This window comes from Rhizobium acidisoli, from assembly GCF_002531755.2.
In the GTDB taxonomy this organism is placed as follows: domain Bacteria; phylum Pseudomonadota; class Alphaproteobacteria; order Rhizobiales; family Rhizobiaceae; genus Rhizobium; species Rhizobium acidisoli.
In genome coordinates this window covers 147,810-163,143 of the sequence record NZ_CP035001.1, presented here as the reverse complement: position 1 = coordinate 163,143, position 15,334 = coordinate 147,810, and the positions used below count along the sequence as shown (strand labels likewise).

Sequence of the window (15,334 nt, the reverse complement as noted above, 5' to 3'; positions counted from 1 at the left end):
TCTAAGTCCTGAGGATTTCCATCGTCCGGTCGTCGAATTTCCCTTGATAGAAACGCTCGATCACGCTGTGAAAGGGCGAGCCATGGTCGCTGATTGCGGCAAACAAGGTCATCGACGAACGCAGCTTCAGATCATCGGGCGAGCCCAGGATCGCATGCGCGGACCGGTCCTTGACCGACAGGATCGCCTCGATGCAGCGCAGCAGCCGGCTGGAGAGAATGGGATCGGCGAGATAGGCGGCGGCTTCCTCGGCCGAGCGGATCGCATATTTTTCCGCCATCGGCGAAGTGCCGAGACCTGATATCTGCGGGAAGATGAACCACATCCAGTGGGAGGTCTTGCGCCCGGCTTTCAGCTCCGAGAGCGCTTTTTCGTAAACGCCGTTCTGGGCGTCAACGAAGCGGTCGAGATTGTAATCGATATCACCGGCCATGGTCCTTTTCCCTTTTCCTGCATTCTGCAGCCTGGGCCAAGGTCTCCATGCCCGGCGAGGTGATTTTACCCGCGCGAGCCGAACTCGCCTTCAGCAGACCCTTTCAGCATACGGGCTGCTCTCACGGCAATGGCCGTAAGGCTGGTGGTGCGGTGCGCTGTCGCCGGCGGGGGCAGCGATGGCCGATGTCGTCACCGGGTCCGTCTCACTGGAAGAATATGCGGCGAAACCGACAAAGCTCAAGAGAGCCAGCGCGGCGACCACGACAATGCGCTCGAAGCCCGAGAGTTTCTGGGCGCTGACATGTTCCACATAGTCGCGCTCGCCCAAGCCGGTGGTTTCGTCCTCTTTCACATGGAGGGTCACCATATCCTGGCGACGGGTCAAAGTTTCACAATCTGTCATCTAAATTACTCCTGCAACACATGCAGCGCCGGTCTCTCAAGAATAAACTCTCAACCCTCATGGCGGACCGACTCCCGCATGCGTGCAGCATGTGTGTCTTTAATCGCGGCAATTGAAGGGGCAATCTGCAAACTCAGTGTTCAAAAAATCGTCCTAATAAATGCAAAATATCGTGATGCTCTGGCTCGCCGGAATGATCCGGGGTAGTCCAGGGGTTCATCTTTCTGTGGATCGTCCCATGAGCAAATCCTTCGGCGCGATGTCGGTCGCCCAGCTTTCCGTCCTTATTCAAGGTGGCGCGGCCGATCCGGTCGATGTGGCCGAGGCGGTCTTCGGCACCATCGCTGATTACGCCGACAAGGCGGTTTTCACCACGCTGACCGAAAGCCGCGCGTTGGAGGAGGCGCGCGCCTCTTCCAAACGTTTGCGGGGAGGCCGGTCACTCGGATTGCTGGACGGTATTCCGATCGCCTGGAAGGATCTTTTCGATATCGAAGGCCTGGCGACGACGGCGGGATCCGTCGTGCTGGCCGCCGACGCGCCGGCCAAGCGCGATGCGGCCGTCGTCGGTTTCCTCAGGCAGGCGGGCATGGTCGCTATCGGCCGTACCAATATGAGCGAATTCGCCTTTTCCGGCCTCGGCATCAATCCGCATTACGGCACCCCGGTCAATCCGCGCGGCACCGATCTCCCGCGCATTCCGGGCGGCTCGTCCTCCGGCGCCGGCGTCGCGGTCGCAGCCGGCTTGGTGCCGGTGGCGATGGGCACGGATACCGGCGGCTCGGTGCGTATTCCCGCCGCCTTCAACGGCATCGTCGGCTACAAGGCGACCCGCGGCCGTCATGCGATGGACGGTGTCTATCCGCTGGCCAAGAGCCTGGACTCGCTGGGGCCGCTCTGCCGCAGCGTCAGGGATGCGGTGTGGATCGATGCGGCGATGCGCGGCCGGATCGCGCCTGACGTCGTCGAGCGTCCGCTGCAGGGGCTGGAATTGCTCGTGCCTGAAAATATCGTCTTCGACGGAGCAGAACCGGGCGTCATCGCCGCCTTCGAGGCCGGTTTGGAACGTCTTCAAAGGGCCGGCGCCCATGTTGCGCGTGCCGTCATTCCCGCCTTCGACGAGATTTTCGATCTGATGACGAGATATGGCCCGCTGGTCACCGCGGAAGCTTTCGCATTGCATCAGGAACGGCTCGCGGGACCGGATGCGGACAGAATGGACCGCCGCGTCGTCATGCGCACCCGCTTGGGAAGCAGGACGAGCCTGGCCGATTACCTGGCGATCCTTGCGGCGCGCGACCGCCTCATCGCCGATGTCGAGCGTCTTGTCGGCGACCGGCTCATCGCTTTTCCGACGGTCGCTCATGTCGCTCCGCCGATCGGGCCGCTGGAGCAGGACGATGAACTCTTCTTCGCCACCAACAACAAGACGCTGCGCAATACCGCGCTCGGCAATTTCCTCGACTGGTGCGGTGTCTCCATTCCCTGCGGCACGGCTGCCTCCGGCATGCCGGTCGGTCTGCTGCTTTCGGCGACAGCCCGTCGCGACGAGGCGCTGCTCGGGGTCGCACTCGCCGCCGAGCCGCTCATTCGCGGCGATTTCGCCTGATTGGCAATTGAACCGCCGGGCTTTTATTGCGATTGATGGCAGGAGGAAATCCTGGAGGAAAGCACGTGCAGATCTTGCAAAACGGACGCTTCGCGGTTTCGACATGGTCGCTGCATCGGCTGCTCGGCGCCGTTTATGGCTATAGCCCAGATCCTGAAAAAAGCGCAGCACCCAAGGAACCCTATGGCCCGGGCGCGGCAGCGCTGATCGACATGCCGGCGGCGCTGGCGGCGCGCGGCGTCAACCGGCTGGAGATCTGCTCCTTTCATCTGCCGAGCCTCGAAGCCGGATATATAAGCGAGTTGCGCGATGCGATGAGAGCATCGAATGTGCTGTTCCAGACGCTGCTGGTCGAGGACGGCGATCCGAGCCATGCCGGGACTGGAGAACGCGATGTCAGATGGATGGCGCCGTGGATCGATATCGCTGCTTCCCTTGGGGCGGAGAGGATGCGCGTCATCGCCGGCAAGCAGAAGCCGACCGAGGAAAACCTGAGCCGTGCCGCCGGTCATCTGAACTGGCTGGCTGAAGAGGCCGAAGGCAGCGGCGTGCGCGTCGTCGTCGAGAACTGGTTCGACCTGCTGCCGTCGCCTCTGGAGATGAACTGGCTGCTGGACCGGCCGGAAGGCAAGGTCGGCCTCAACGGCGACCTCGGCAATTGGGCCGCACCGGCGAAATACGAGGGTCTCGCCGACATCATGCGCCGGGCGGAAATCTGCCATGCCAAGGCCGATTACGGCGTTGCCGGCCTCGATGCCGACGATTACCGCAAATGTCTGGAGATGTGCGAGCGGGCCGGTTATGCCGGTCCCTTCACGCTGATCTACGACTCCCCCTTCTTCCCCGACGAATGGGACGGCATCCTGCTGCAAAAGCAGTTCATCGAGGATTTCCTGCGCGAGGCGCCGGCGCGCAGGACGGCTTGATCCAAAAGGATTTTCGCGCTCATTCCTGGCGCGGGAACCTCTGGTTTTCCTCGAGCACGTTCAGGTCCATGTGGTTGCGCATATAGCGCTCCGAGGCCTTCTGCAGCGGCTGGTAGTCCCAGGGATAATAAGCGCCGTTGCGCAGCGCCGCGTAGACCACCCAGCGGCGCGCCTGGCTTTCGCGCACGGCTGCATCGAAATCGGCAAGGTTCCAGCGCCGACCGGCTTGGTCGACAAGTCTCGCCAGAGTGTCGGCATGCGCCGGATTTCCTGCCAGATTGTCGAGTTCCTGCGGATCGGCTTCGAGGTCGAACAGCATCGGCGGGTCCTTGTCGCAGAGCGAAAGCTTGTAGCGCCCATCCCTGAGGCAAACGAGCGGCGCTTCGGAACCTTCGGCAGCATATTCCATCGGCACGGGACTGCGGCTGCCGGTGCCTTTGGCGAGGCCTGCGAGATCCCAGCCCTCGGTCCAGGGTTTTAACGCGGTGATGTCGATCCCGGCAAGACCGGCGAGCGTCGGAGTCACGTCAAGGGTAGAGACGGGATGATCGATGCGCCCAGGCGTCCAGCCGGGTGCGGCAATCATCAGCGGGACGCGCGCCGATCCTTCGAAGAAGTTCATCTTGAACCAGAGGCCGCGGTCGCCGAGCATGTCGCCATGGTCGGAAACGAAGAGGATGATCGTGTTGTCGGCCATGCGGGTCCGTTCCAGCACGCCGAGAATGTCGCCGATCTTCTCGTCGACATAGGAGATATTGGCGAAGTAGCCTCGCCTTGCCCGCCGGATTTCCTCCGGGCTTATGTCGAAAGCCTCGTGGTCGCAGGCTTTCATCAGCCGCTGCGAATGCGGATCCTGTTGCTCGAAGGCGATCGGCGCCACCGCCGGGTCAAGCGCCGGGCAGTCTTCATAGAGGTCCCAGAATTTGCGGCGGGCGACATAGGGGTCGTGCGGATGGGTGAAGCTGACGGTCAGGCACCAGGGGCGCCCGTCGTGGGCGCGTGAGAGATCGAACAGCTTGCGGGTGGCGTTGTAGGCGACCTCATCGTCATATTCCATCTGGTTGGTGATCTCGGCAACGCCGGCGCCGGTCACTGAACCCAAATTGTGATACCACCAGTCTATGCGCTCGCCGGGCTTGCTATAATCGGGCGTCCAGCCGAAATCGGCCGGGTAGATATCCGTCGTCAGCCGCTCCTCAAAGCCATGAAGCTGGTCGGGACCGACGAAATGCATCTTGCCCGACAGCGCCGTCTGATATCCGGCGGCGCGCAAATGATGCGCATAGGTCGGAATGTCGGAGGCGAATTCGGCGGCATTGTCGTAGACGCGCGTCCGGCTCGGCAATTGCCCGGACATGAAGGACGCCCGCGCCGGTGCGCAGAGTGGGCTCGCCGTATAGGTGTTGGCGAAGCGCACGGAACGCTCGGCCAATGATTTCAGATGCGGCGCATGCAGGAAATCGGCGGGCCCATCAGGAAACAGGGTCCCGTTCAGTTGATCCACCATCAGGATGAGAATATTCGGGCGCGCCATGTCGTTTTCCTATGCTATTTGCAGATTTTATTGAAACGCCTATTGTCGTGGCTGTAAAGACGGCATTTTTGAATGGCTGCCTAAAGGAATTTTTATGCCAGACCACTCGCTTGAGCTTGGATGGATGCGCATTTTCGTCGAGGTCGCAAGACTCGGGAGCTTTTCGTCAGCCGCAGCGCTTCTCGGACTTACCCAGCCTGCCGTCAGCTACCAGATCCGCCGGCTGGAGGAGCAGTTCGGCGTCAGCCTGCTGCGTCGCCAGCATCGCGGCGTGACGCTGACTGCCGAAGGCGAGCGGCTTCTCGACGTCACCGCCAAAGCGGTCGGCGACATCGATGCGCTCGCCCGCAGCTTCCGTGCCGAAGCCCAGAGACCGGTCGTTCGGCTCAGAACCGACTATGCTTTTTCATCGCTTTGGCTGATCCCGCGCATGGACGGCTTTCGGCTTCTTCATCCGGAAACGGACATCCAGATCATCGCGACGCAGCGATTTTCTGCCGGCTTTCGCGACGAAGCGGATGTCGCGGTCGTTTTCGGCACGCGGGCGGAATTCGGCGCCATCGGTACGCTTCTGCTGCGCGAAAAGGTCGTGCCCATCTGCACGCAGGGATTTCTCGATCGTAACGGTCCGTTCGAGGATGCGCGGCAGCTTGCCAAGGCGGTGCTGATCCATCTCGACACGCCGATGCCATCGCCCTGGTTCGATTGGCGCAGTTATCTGACCGAATTCTCCGTCCTGCGCGACATCAATGCCGGCTGCGGCGATATCAGCTTCAATACCTACTCGCTGGTCATTCAGGCTGCGTTGAGCGGGCAGGGCGTGGCGATCGGCTGGATGGGGCTCGTCGATACGCTGCTCCAAGCGGGCATGCTTGTTGAAGCCGGCCCGCCGCTCGAGGCGCAGGACCGCGGTTACTGGCTGGTGCCGCCGCGATCTCCAAGCGCGCACAGCGAGAAGCTCAGCACCTGGCTGATGAACGAGGCGGGGAAGGTCGGCTAGCTCGAGCCGCGCCGCATGGCGGAAAGGCTCGGACGGCGCTTATCCCGGATAACCATCGCCACATGCGCATGCTCACCAGACGCCTCGCAAGATATGGATATAGTTGAAGCCTTGTCGAGTCCGACTCTTAGCCGATTTTTCTCGTCACAAAGAAACTCATCGCAACTTTTTCGTCACCATTTGGCATTGACGTGAACGGCGCTCGAAATTCCTTCCGTCCTAGTCCGTCCGTACGGATGTACTGGAGTTCCGCAAGGATTTCGAAGCCGCTCTCCTGCATCAGATTGATGTGATGGCTGCGCCACTTTCGATTTATCAGGTAGGGTCGTCGTCCACGCATCATCGTCCACGTGGGCGCGCTCAAAACCCAGTGCCCATTCCAGTCGCTTGACAGACCGTGAGATTGGAAGTCGATCAGGTGCGTCGCAAACCCTCCTGGCTTCAGCCACCGGGCAATAGCGATATAGGTATCAACGAGGTTGTCCACGTGCTCCATGACTGAATGCGTCATCAGCCAGTCAGCCACACCAGCCTGCAGTACGTTGAAATCGGTCCATGGTGCGACGAATTTTAATCGTTCGCTGCCATTCACGAGGTCCGCCTTCAGCGCGTCGATTGCCTCCGCACTGAGGCGCTGTTGCAGGATCCCATCTATCCGATCCCAGGCGAAGTTTGTCGGTGACGGCGGAAAAAAGATGTCGCCCGATACGGTGTTATCCCAAAACGCGGCCCGCTCGCCGAAGAGTTCAATCAAACCGTTCAGGACTTCAATATCGTGCTCGATGCTCCGGTGGTCTTGCAAATCCAGCCCGATGTACGTGTCGACGCCCGCAAGCAGTGCGGCAAGCCCAACGCCAAGCGAACTTCCGGGGCCGACCTCGACCAATACTTCAGGTCGTTTGCCGTTCAGCCAAGGCGCTAGGTGACCGTAGTGGCGAAAGAAAAGGTCATAACAGTGGCGTGCAGAAGTGGTGCCCCCTTCCACGTGCGTATTTCGCAGTTGCGGAAGGACAAAGGAACCCAGTCCCTTGGCTAGGGAGCGAAGTGCAATGGTCATGGCGCCACCTTTTTCATCGAAACTCCAGCACGGCAATGTCCGGCGTGCTCTACCCAGCGGAATTCGCGCGCAACATCATCAGAGACCAAAGCAAAGACAAGCAATATGGTTCGGCCTTGGACTCGTTAGTTGGGGTTGTACGCAACTCATAGTGATTGATATTTTCACGAATCTGAAGTCATTCATTGGACGTACAGCGGTAATCACTATGACCATGGCTGGTTCCTGAAGCGCATGAGAGGCTGCCTCAAAAAGAATTGAGCGATTTCAGCGAGTTGTGGTTCCCTCGGATTTGCGAGATTCGATGGAGTTCTGCCTCCCGCACTGCATCGTAGCTTGCTAGCGATCTATGCAACATGAGTAGTAGAGAGGGCATTCGGTAAGTGGGCGGGTGTATCTCGTTCTCCTGGTCTATATCGGGCTTTCAAAAGCGCCACATGGATGCCCGCCGATCTGGGTGGCTAGCAGCAGCCTTGCGGCTCACCACGCCTCAACGCCGACGTTTGTGCCCAGGAGAAGCCTTGTCATGAACGACGCCGGTCGCCATTGTGGGAGCAAATCCATAGCGAAAGTGACGCAAGCATGCGAACGATCGGATATATCATCGGACTGCTGATGGTCCTCCTCGGCCTGATCTGGATCGGGCAGGGAAGCGGCTATTTTCCTTATCCGGCCTCGAGCTTCATGATCGCCCAAACGATCTGGGTGCTGTGGGGCGCTATTCTGGCCGCAGCCGGCATTGCCGTCCTGATCATCGTCTCGCGGCTGCGCCGGAGGGTGTGAACCGCCGCTGCTGCCTGACAGCAATGGCCGCTGGCGGTCTGACGAATTGGAGGAGAATGGTATGAGCGCCGCTGAAATCGACGGCTTTGCGAACCGGATCAGGGGCAGCCGGGACGGGATGATCTCCGCCTGGGTCGGCATTCCCGACGCCATGCTCGTCAACCACCTGGCGCAGGAGGCCTTCGATGCCGTCGTGCTGGATATGCAGCACGGCATGTGGGACATGCCGTCTGCGGCCAATGGCATCGCGCAGGTGCGTCTGGCCGGCAAGGCGGCCCTGGCGCGCATCCCGGTCGGCGATTTCGCCTCCGCCTCGCGGCTGCTCGATGCCGGTGCTTCCGGCATCATCGCGCCGATGATCAATTCGGCCGACGATGCGAGAGCCCTGGTCCGGACGACGAAATATCCGCCCGTCGGCGAGCGCAGCTGGGGGCCGTCATTGGCGCTGAACCATACCGGCCTGTCGGGCGATGATTATCTGAAGAATGCCAATGCGCTCACCGTGGCCATCGCCATGATCGAGACCCGCGCCGCGCTCGATGCGATCGACGGCATTCTCGGCGTGACCGGCATCGACGGCATTTTCATCGGCCCTTCCGATCTGTCGATCGCGCTGTCGAACGGCGATCAGGTGGCGCCGAACGCTGCCGAAATCGACAGCGCCATGCAGCATGCCGTCGCGCGCTGCCGCGCCCATGGCAAATTCGCCTGCGCCTTTGCCGCCGACGGCGAGCGGGCCGGCGAATTGTTGAAATTCGGCTTCGACCTGGTCATTGCCGGCGCCGAGACCACCCAGCTGCGCTCCGGCGCCCGCCGCGCCATCAATGCCGCCCGCAGGATCGCTTCGGGCAGTTGATCCCGGCGATGCCACCTCATTCGTTGAGGAGCTTTGGTCAGCGGGCCGGCTTTACCGCCAGCCAGATCACATGGCGGGCGCCGCCGCGTTTGCCGTTGGCGCGGGTGTTGACCGCATCGACGGAAAAACCGGTGTCCCTGAGGCGGCGGGTAAAATCGGGGTCGGGGCCGGACGACCAGACGGCGAGCACGCCGCCGGGGCGAAGCGCGTCGCGGGCGGCGCGCAGGCCGGCGAAATCATAGAGCCGGTCGTTGGATTTGCGGGTCAGCCCATCCGGGCCATTGTCGACATCGAGCAGGATCGCGTCATAGGCGCCCTTGCCGGCACGGATCGCCTCGCCGACATCACCCTGATGGATGGCGACGCGCGGATCGTCGAGACAGCCCTTGAAGACCTCGGCCATCGGCCCGCGCGCCCAGGTAACGACGGCCGGCACCAATTCGGCGACGGTGACCGTGGCGTCCTCGGGAAGTATGGCGAGAGCGGCGCGCAGGGTGAACCCCATGCCGAGCCCGCCGATCAGAACCTTCGGCTTCGGATGCGCCTTGATTCGCTCCCAGGAAAGGGTCGCAAGCGCCTCTTCCGAGCCGCTGAGGCGGCTGTTCATCAGCTCGTTGGCGCCGAGCATGATCGAGAATTCGCTGCCGCGCTGCTTCAGCCTGAGTTCGCCGCCCTCGCCGGGAATAGTCGCGGAATCGAGCTGGATCCAGGGCAGCATGACCGTTTCGCCTCACTTGAAAGAACCGTCCCCTAGCATAGGGTGATGAGTGGGGCCAGTCAGCAGGCCTCGGGGACCGTCTCAAGCGGGGCGGTGGTTAGAGGCGGTCCATGGTGCAAGCTTCCGATTGAAGAGCAGCGAATTGCGCTCGGAGGGCTGTCGGCGTTGGGGCTTCTCAAACGTCCTTTGTTGGACGAGGCGACGCCTCGGAGATTGCAACGACTTCTTTGGAGATTGGAAACATGGCGCTCAAGCGGATGGACAATGTAGGCATCGTCGTTGAAGACCTCGCCGTGGCGATTGATTTCTTTGGCGAACTCGGCCTTGAGCTCGAAGGACGGGCCATGATCGAAGGAGAATGGGCCGGACGTATCACTGGACTGGGCGATCAGCGCGTCGAGATCGCCATGATGCGCACACCTGATGGCCACAGCCGGCTCGAACTCTCCCGCTTCCTCATGCCTAATGTCGTCGCAGATCACCGCAACGCTCCGGTCAACGCGCTCGGCTATCTCCGCGTCATGTTCACCGTTGACGACATCGACGAGACGCTTGAAAGGCTCCGCATGCGCGGCGCGCAGCTCGTCGGCGACGTCGTCCAGTATGGAGACACATATCGGCTCTGCTACATAAGAGGGCCCGAAGGGATTCTTCTCGGACTGGCCCAGGAACTCAGCTGAGGCGCAATCAAACGGACTGTCAGATCATCCGCATGAAATGCTCCGGCTCCGCTTCGACGATATTGTCCTGGGCCGCGGCAGAACGGCGGCGGATGTCCTCCACCTCGTCGGGCCTGAGACGCGCCTTCGGGTCCTCGAAACGGACGTCGGGATCGGGAACGGCCGAGAGCAGCAGCCTGGTATAGGGATGCAGCGGATTGTCGATCACCCTTGCGGTGCTGCCCCATTCGACGATCTGGCCGGCATACATCACGGCGATATCTTCCGCGACATAACGTGCCGTGGCGATGTCATGGGTGATGTATAGCAGACCGAGATTCATCTCCTGCTTCATCTCGTTTAAGAGGTTCAGCACGCCGAGGCGTACCGAAACATCGAGCATCGAGGTCGGTTCGTCCGCCACGATCACCTCCGGCCGGACGGCAAGGGCGCGGGCAATGTTGACGCGCTGGCGCTGGCCGCCGGAGAGTTCGTGCGGATATCTCGGCGCGACGAGATCGGGATCGAGCCTGACGCGCTGCAGCAGTTCGCGGACCGTTGCATCGATCTCGGCCCCCTTGATATCGGGGCGATGCAGCTTCAGCGGGCGCCTCAGATGGTGGGCGATGGTGTGGGCGGGGTTCAGCGAGGCGAAGGGATCCTGGAAGATCATCTGTACCGAGCGGCGGTAGCGAGCGATTTCGGCGGAATTCGCCGCCTCGACGGGCCGGCCCTTGTAGAGGATGCGGCCCGATGTCGGCAGATATTCGCGCATCGCCATGCGGGCGCAGGTGGTCTTGCCGCTGCCGGATTCGCCGACGAGCGCCAGCGCCCGGCCGGCATGCAGCGAAAAGGAAATGGCGCGCGCCGCGTGCACGACCGCCGAACCATGGCCGAAACTCTTGGTGACGGTCTCGAGTGCGAGGATGGCGTCGCTCATAGCAGCACTCCTCCATGCAGCGAGGGGAAGGAGGCCCAGAGCTTTTTCGTGTAATCGTGCGCCGGAGTCTTGTAGATCGCCTCGGCTGAATTCTGCTCCACCAGCCTGCCTGACAGCATGATGCCGATGCGGTCGCAGAACTGCACCATCAGCCCGAGGTCATGGGTGATGAAGAGCACGGAGAAGCCGAAGCGGCGGCGCAGCTCGTTGATGCGCTGCAGGATTTCGCGCTGGACGACGACGTCGAGCGCCGTCGTCGGCTCGTCCATGACGACGAGCTTCGGATCGAGCGCCATGCAGATGGCGATGACGATGCGCTGGCGCATGCCGCCGGAAAACTGGTGCGGATAGTCGCGCATGCGATCCGGGGCGATATCGACGAGCCTCAGCATTTCGGCGGTGCGCTCGCGGGCCGCAGCACGGCTCATGCCCTTGTGGGTGCGCAGCATGTCGTAGAATTGCGCCTCGATGCGCAGCACCGGGTTCAGCGAGTTCATGGCGCTCTGAAAGACCATGGCGACCTCGCGCCAGCGGAAGGCGGCAAGCGCCTGCTGGTCGAGATCGAGCACGTCGCGGCCGTCGAGCAGGATGCGGCTCTGCTTGCGGATCAGCGCCGGCGGCTTGTGCAGGCGGCTGATGGCAAAGGCGATGGTGCTCTTGCCACAGCCGGATTCGCCCGCAAGGCCGAAGACCTCGCCCGGAGCCACGTCGAAGCTGACGTCGTCGACGGCGCGGAAATCCTTCTCCTCGCCGATATAGTCGATGGTGAGATTCCTCACCGAAAGCAGCGGCTGCGTCACAGGCGGCCCTCCCCGGAACGGACGAGCAGGGACCAGCGCTTCCGATGATTGCCGGTGCGCAGCCGCGGATTGGCGATCTCGTCGACGGCGAAATTCAACAGCGACATGCCGATGCCGAGGAAGGCGAGCGCAAAGCAGGGGGTGAGGATATCCCACCAGGCGCCGACCGAAAGCGCCGAAGCCTTCTGGGCGTTGTAGAGCATGGTGCCCCAGGAGATCGCGCGGGGATCGCCGAGGCCGAGAAACTCAAGCGTCGCCTCGGTGATGATCGCGAAGATGACGCTGCCGATGAAATTGATGCCGACGATCGATATCACGTTGGGAAAAATCTCGAATGTCATGATACGCCATTGCGGCTCGCCCATCATCTCGGCGGATTTGACGAAATCCTTATGTTTGACGGAGAGCGTCTCGGCGCGGGTGACGCGGGCGCCCCAGGCCCACGAGGTGGCGCCGAGGATCAGCGCGATGACGACGGGGCTTGCCTGGCCGATGAAGGCGGCGAGCACCAGCAGCAGCGGCAGGTTGGGAACCACCAGCACCATATTGGTGAAGAAGCTGATGACCTCGTCGGTCTTGCCGCCGCGATAGCCGGAAATGATGCCGAGAGCGGTGCCGACGAGGGTAATCAGCAGGCCGGCGCCGAAGCCGACGGCAAGCGAGGTGCGGGCGCCGTAGATCAGCCGGGCAAAGACATCCTGGCCGATGCGGGTGGTGCCGAGAATATGGTCGAGCGATGGCGGCTGGTGCGGCCGCCCGGTGCGGGCGGCGGGGTCGTATTGCGTCAGCAGCGGTGCTGCGATCGCGACGATGACGATGACGGCGATGATGACGAGGCCGGTGAGCGCCTTGCGGTTTCGAAGCAGGGTTTTCATCTCATGCTCCCTTCAGCCGCGGGTCGAGCAGGATATAACTGACGTCGACGATAAAATTGGCGATCAGCATAGTCGCGGTCATGATGAGGAGCTGGCCCTGGATGACGGGGTAATCGCGGGCGAGAATTGCCTGGTAGAGAATATTGCCGAGGCCGGGATAGTTATAGACGACCTCGGTCACCAGCGAGCCGCCGAGAATGGTGCCGATGGCGATGGCAAGGCTGGAGACGGTCGGCAGCAGGGCGTTGCGCGCCGCATACCAGAGCATCACATGCCGGTCGGAAAGCCCCTTGGCGCGGGCCATGACGATATAGTCCTCGCCGAGCAGGTTGATCATATTGTTGCGCATGGTCACGGTGAAGCCGCCGATCAGCACGGTGCAGAGTGTGACCATCGGCAGGATGCCGTGATAGGCGACACTGCCGAGATATTGCAGGCTGAAGGCCGGATCGAGCGAGGGATCGGCGGCATAGCCGTTCGGAAACCAGCCAAGCGTGAAGCCGAAGATGAAGAGCACGATCAGCGAGGTGACGACGGCCGGCACCGATGTCGCGAAGATCGCGCCGACGGAGACGACAACATCGAACCTGCTGCCGCGGCGCCAGGCGGCGGCGATGCCGAGGAGGGTGCCGAGCGCAAAGCTGATGATCGTCGCTGTGCCCATCAGGCTGACGGTCCAGATAAGGGCATGACCGAGCACCGAGGTGACCGGCAGCGGGAAATATTTGATCGAGCGGCCGAGATCGCCGGTGAAGATGCTGCCGAGATAGGTGAGATATTGCTGCCAGAGCGGCCCATCAACGAAGCCGAAGGTGAGCTTCAGCGCCTGCAGGCTCTCCGGCGGCAATTCGGTGCCGGCGCTCGAGAACATGATCTGCACGGGATCGCCCGGCATCAGGCGCGGCAGGAAGAAATTGATCGTCGCTGCCGCGATGAAGGCTGCCATGTAGAAAACCAGGCGGCGAAGCAGGAAAGCCATGAGAACTCCGTCGTGACGGGAGCGGCGCTTCTGGATGAGCGTGATGTCATCCGAAACCGCTTACACTTTTCGGCATCTTGCTCTGACGCCGCTCCCGGGAGGTGTCTTACTTGACCGGCTCGAGCGCGAGCAGGTTCAGGAGGCGTGCCGGATTGGTCCGCGAGATCGACGGATTGACGAAGGGATTTTCCTTGGTCGACCAGCCGGTGAACCGCTTGGTGTTGTACTGATACCAGTTCGGATTGTTGAACACCGGAATCATCGGCATGTTTTCGGCAACGATGCGTTGCGCCTTGTTCATCGCGTCCTTCTGCTTGGCAAGATCCGCCGTCTGGGTGAACTCGGTGACGAGCTTTTCGACATCGGGATTGAACCAGCGCTGCGCGGTGAAACGGGTCTTGCCCTTGTCCGAAGCGCTGAAGGCGCGCTTGTAGGGATAATAGGGCGAGGCCGAGGCCGGCAGGCTGTTGATCGCCGCATCGAACGTGCCGTTGATGAGGTTGCCGGTCCAGACGGCTTCTTCAGGCGTTTCGATCTTGGCGTCGATGCCGACCGCCTGCATGCCCTCGACGGCGAGGTTGACGGTGTCGATCCAGTCGGTCCAGGCGCTTGGGACGATGATCGAGAAAGAGATCTTGCTGCCGTCGGGATTGTCGCGGAAACCGTCGCCGTCCTTGTCCTTGTAGCCCGCCTCGTCGAGCAGGGCCTTGGCGGCGTCGGCGTCATAGGTCGCGAACTTGCCGAAGTCTGATTTGACCGATGGATCCGCCCAGCTCTTGTAAAGCTCGCCCATCAAGCCGGGGTCTTCGTTCAGCGTCGGATAGCCGTAGCCGGCGACGTCGATCATCGTCTTGCGGTCGAGCGCCATCGAGACGGCACGGCGGAATTTCAGGTCGTTGAAGGCCTTCTTGTTGTGCTCGTTCGCGGTTTCCAGGTTGAACAGGAAGGCGACCATGCTGCTTGGCGAATACCAATAGTGGAAATGCGCCGGATCCTTGGAGACATAGACATTGTCGATATCGGGAATGAAGGAGACGCCCCAGTCGAGCGTGCCGTCGGCCGTCGCCGTCAGCATCTGATTGTTGTCGGCAAGCTGCGGGAAGCGCATGCAATCGACCTTCAGATGCGCGTTGTCCCAATAGTTCGGGTTGCGGCACTGGTCGTAGGTCTGGCCGGTGAAGCGCGGAACCTCGGTCAGCGGGCCGCTGCCGACCGGGGTCTCGTTGGCGAAGGTGACCGGGTCGGCGACGTCCTTCCAGACATGTTCCGGAACGATCGGCAGCTGCGAGATCTGCTCGGCGGCGAGCGAGCTCGGATTGGCGAGCGTGAAGCGCACCGTCTGATCGTCGACAGCTTTGATATCGGTGATGAAGCTCCAGATGCTGACGAAGTCGAGCGCCGGGAACTTCTTCAGGTAATCATAGGTGAACTTGACGTCGGCTGCGGTCAGCGGCTTACCATCAGACCATTTCAGGTTCGGGCGCAGCTTGAAATCGATGCTCTTCAGATCGTCGGAGAGCTTGAAGCTTTCGGCCAGCCGATAGACCGGCTTGTTGCTGTCGAAGCGGTTGAAAATAACCAGCGGCTCGTAGATGAAGTCGAGCGTCGACTGGCGCGACGAGGTCTGGTTGAACGGGTTGAAGTTGCGCACCCAGGTCGTCGCCGGTTCGATATTCGCCGTCAGGACCGTTTGCGCCATGGCGGAGCCCGAAAGCAGCGTCAGTGCGGCGGCGGCAAGAAGATATTTTTTCATGCTCTAT

The 15,334-nt window shown here is 61.6% G+C and carries 16 protein-coding genes; 6 read left to right on the top strand and 10 right to left on the bottom strand.

Going from position 1 to position 15,334, the window contains the following annotated elements; all coding sequences use genetic code 11:
- Window position 1: 1 nt before the first annotated feature.
- On the bottom strand, window positions 2–433 hold the full coding sequence (locus CO657_RS29625) for a DUF1810 domain-containing protein (protein ID WP_054185048.1): 432 nt from the start codon (window positions 431–433) through the stop codon (window positions 2–4).
- Window positions 434–523: 90 nt separating this feature from the next.
- Entirely contained in the window at window positions 524–802 is a 279-nt protein-coding gene (locus tag CO657_RS29620) for a hypothetical protein (RefSeq protein ID WP_172643332.1), read from the bottom strand.
- A 274-nt stretch (window positions 803–1,076) separates the two neighbouring features.
- Here CO657_RS29620 and CO657_RS29615 point away from each other — a divergent pair, with 274 nt between their 5' ends.
- On the top strand, window positions 1,077–2,447 hold the full coding sequence (locus CO657_RS29615) for an amidase (protein ID WP_054185049.1): 1,371 nt from the start codon (window positions 1,077–1,079) through the stop codon (window positions 2,445–2,447).
- 65 nt (window positions 2,448–2,512) lie between these two features.
- Complete coding sequence (locus CO657_RS29610) at window positions 2,513–3,373, top strand: sugar phosphate isomerase/epimerase family protein (protein ID WP_054185050.1); 861 nt, start codon at window positions 2,513–2,515, stop codon at window positions 3,371–3,373.
- A 19-nt stretch (window positions 3,374–3,392) separates the two neighbouring features.
- On the opposite strand, the gene betC is transcribed toward CO657_RS29610, so the two are convergent.
- On the bottom strand, window positions 3,393–4,907 hold the full coding sequence (gene betC / locus CO657_RS29605) for a choline-sulfatase (protein WP_054185051.1): 1,515 nt from the start codon (window positions 4,905–4,907) through the stop codon (window positions 3,393–3,395).
- Between the two features lie 94 nt (window positions 4,908–5,001).
- Here betC and CO657_RS29600 point away from each other — a divergent pair, with 94 nt between their 5' ends.
- The gene (locus CO657_RS29600; RefSeq protein WP_054185052.1) at window positions 5,002–5,907 is read left to right on the top strand and encodes a choline sulfate utilization transcriptional regulator; all 906 of its coding nucleotides are present in this window, start codon (window positions 5,002–5,004) and stop codon (window positions 5,905–5,907) included.
- A 127-nt stretch (window positions 5,908–6,034) separates the two neighbouring features.
- Here CO657_RS29600 and CO657_RS29595 read toward each other — a convergent pair whose 3' ends face one another.
- On the bottom strand, window positions 6,035–6,964 hold the full coding sequence (locus tag CO657_RS29595; RefSeq protein WP_054185053.1) for a hypothetical protein: 930 nt from the start codon (window positions 6,962–6,964) through the stop codon (window positions 6,035–6,037).
- 582 nt (window positions 6,965–7,546) lie between these two features.
- Between CO657_RS29595 and CO657_RS29590 the strand changes: the two genes are divergently transcribed.
- Both CO657_RS29590 and CO657_RS29585 read left to right on the top strand, forming a co-directional pair.
- Window positions 7,547–7,747: a hypothetical protein gene (locus CO657_RS29590; RefSeq protein ID WP_054185054.1), complete on the top strand. Its 201-nt coding sequence runs from the start codon at window positions 7,547–7,549 to the stop codon at window positions 7,745–7,747.
- 61 nt (window positions 7,748–7,808) lie between these two features.
- Window positions 7,809–8,603, top strand: coding sequence for an HpcH/HpaI aldolase family protein (locus CO657_RS29585; protein WP_054185055.1), 795 nt, complete (start codon window positions 7,809–7,811; stop codon window positions 8,601–8,603).
- A 37-nt stretch (window positions 8,604–8,640) separates the two neighbouring features.
- On the opposite strand, the gene CO657_RS29580 is transcribed toward CO657_RS29585, so the two are convergent.
- The gene (locus CO657_RS29580) at window positions 8,641–9,321 is read right to left on the bottom strand and encodes a spermidine synthase (protein WP_054185056.1); all 681 of its coding nucleotides are present in this window, start codon (window positions 9,319–9,321) and stop codon (window positions 8,641–8,643) included.
- 242 nt (window positions 9,322–9,563) lie between these two features.
- On the opposite strand from CO657_RS29580, the gene CO657_RS29575 reads away from it, so the two are divergent.
- Window positions 9,564–10,001 carry a VOC family protein gene (locus CO657_RS29575; RefSeq protein WP_054185057.1) on the top strand — a complete coding sequence of 146 codons (438 nt, stop codon included), beginning with the start codon at window positions 9,564–9,566 and terminating at the stop codon, window positions 9,999–10,001.
- Between the two features lie 19 nt (window positions 10,002–10,020).
- Here the strand turns inward: CO657_RS29575 and CO657_RS29570 are convergent, their stop codons facing one another.
- From CO657_RS29570 to CO657_RS29550, 5 genes are all read right to left on the bottom strand, one after another.
- Window positions 10,021–10,920, bottom strand: coding sequence for an ABC transporter ATP-binding protein (locus tag CO657_RS29570; RefSeq protein WP_054185058.1), 900 nt, complete (start codon window positions 10,918–10,920; stop codon window positions 10,021–10,023).
- Window positions 10,917–11,720, bottom strand: a complete 804-nt coding sequence (locus CO657_RS29565; protein WP_054185059.1) for an ABC transporter ATP-binding protein — start codon at window positions 11,718–11,720, stop codon at window positions 10,917–10,919. Before CO657_RS29565 ends, CO657_RS29570 begins: the two co-directional genes overlap by 4 nt.
- On the bottom strand, window positions 11,717–12,595 hold the full coding sequence (locus CO657_RS29560; RefSeq protein ID WP_054185060.1) for an ABC transporter permease: 879 nt from the start codon (window positions 12,593–12,595) through the stop codon (window positions 11,717–11,719). The genes CO657_RS29565 and CO657_RS29560 overlap by 4 nt, the downstream gene beginning before the upstream one ends.
- A 1-nt stretch (window position 12,596) precedes the next feature.
- Window positions 12,597–13,574 carry an ABC transporter permease gene (locus CO657_RS29555; protein ID WP_054185061.1) on the bottom strand — a complete coding sequence of 326 codons (978 nt, stop codon included), beginning with the start codon at window positions 13,572–13,574 and terminating at the stop codon, window positions 12,597–12,599.
- Between the two features lie 106 nt (window positions 13,575–13,680).
- On the bottom strand, window positions 13,681–15,327 hold the full coding sequence (locus CO657_RS29550; protein WP_054185062.1) for an ABC transporter substrate-binding protein: 1,647 nt from the start codon (window positions 15,325–15,327) through the stop codon (window positions 13,681–13,683).
- Window positions 15,328–15,334: the final 7 nt, after the last annotated feature.

Coding starts and splice junctions, on each gene's coding strand:
- CO657_RS29625 (WP_054185048.1), bottom strand. CDS start 433: ATGGCCGGTGATATCGATTACAATCTCGACCGCTTCGTTGACGCCCAG.
- CO657_RS29620 (WP_172643332.1), bottom strand. CDS start 802: ATGGTGACCCTCCATGTGAAAGAGGACGAAACCACCGGCTTGGGCGAG.
- CO657_RS29615 (WP_054185049.1), top strand. CDS start 1,077: ATGAGCAAATCCTTCGGCGCGATGTCGGTCGCCCAGCTTTCCGTCCTT.
- betC (WP_054185051.1), bottom strand. CDS start 4,907: ATGGCGCGCCCGAATATTCTCATCCTGATGGTGGATCAACTGAACGGG.
- CO657_RS29600 (WP_054185052.1), top strand. CDS start 5,002: ATGCCAGACCACTCGCTTGAGCTTGGATGGATGCGCATTTTCGTCGAG.
- CO657_RS29595 (WP_054185053.1), bottom strand. CDS start 6,964: ATGACCATTGCACTTCGCTCCCTAGCCAAGGGACTGGGTTCCTTTGTC.
- CO657_RS29590 (WP_054185054.1), top strand. CDS start 7,547: ATGCGAACGATCGGATATATCATCGGACTGCTGATGGTCCTCCTCGGC.
- CO657_RS29585 (WP_054185055.1), top strand. CDS start 7,809: ATGAGCGCCGCTGAAATCGACGGCTTTGCGAACCGGATCAGGGGCAGC.
- CO657_RS29580 (WP_054185056.1), bottom strand. CDS start 9,321: ATGCTGCCCTGGATCCAGCTCGATTCCGCGACTATTCCCGGCGAGGGC.
- CO657_RS29575 (WP_054185057.1), top strand. CDS start 9,564: ATGGCGCTCAAGCGGATGGACAATGTAGGCATCGTCGTTGAAGACCTC.
- CO657_RS29570 (WP_054185058.1), bottom strand. CDS start 10,920: ATGAGCGACGCCATCCTCGCACTCGAGACCGTCACCAAGAGTTTCGGC.
- CO657_RS29560 (WP_054185060.1), bottom strand. CDS start 12,595: ATGAAAACCCTGCTTCGAAACCGCAAGGCGCTCACCGGCCTCGTCATC.
- CO657_RS29555 (WP_054185061.1), bottom strand. CDS start 13,574: ATGGCTTTCCTGCTTCGCCGCCTGGTTTTCTACATGGCAGCCTTCATC.
- CO657_RS29550 (WP_054185062.1), bottom strand. CDS start 15,327: ATGAAAAAATATCTTCTTGCCGCCGCCGCACTGACGCTGCTTTCGGGC.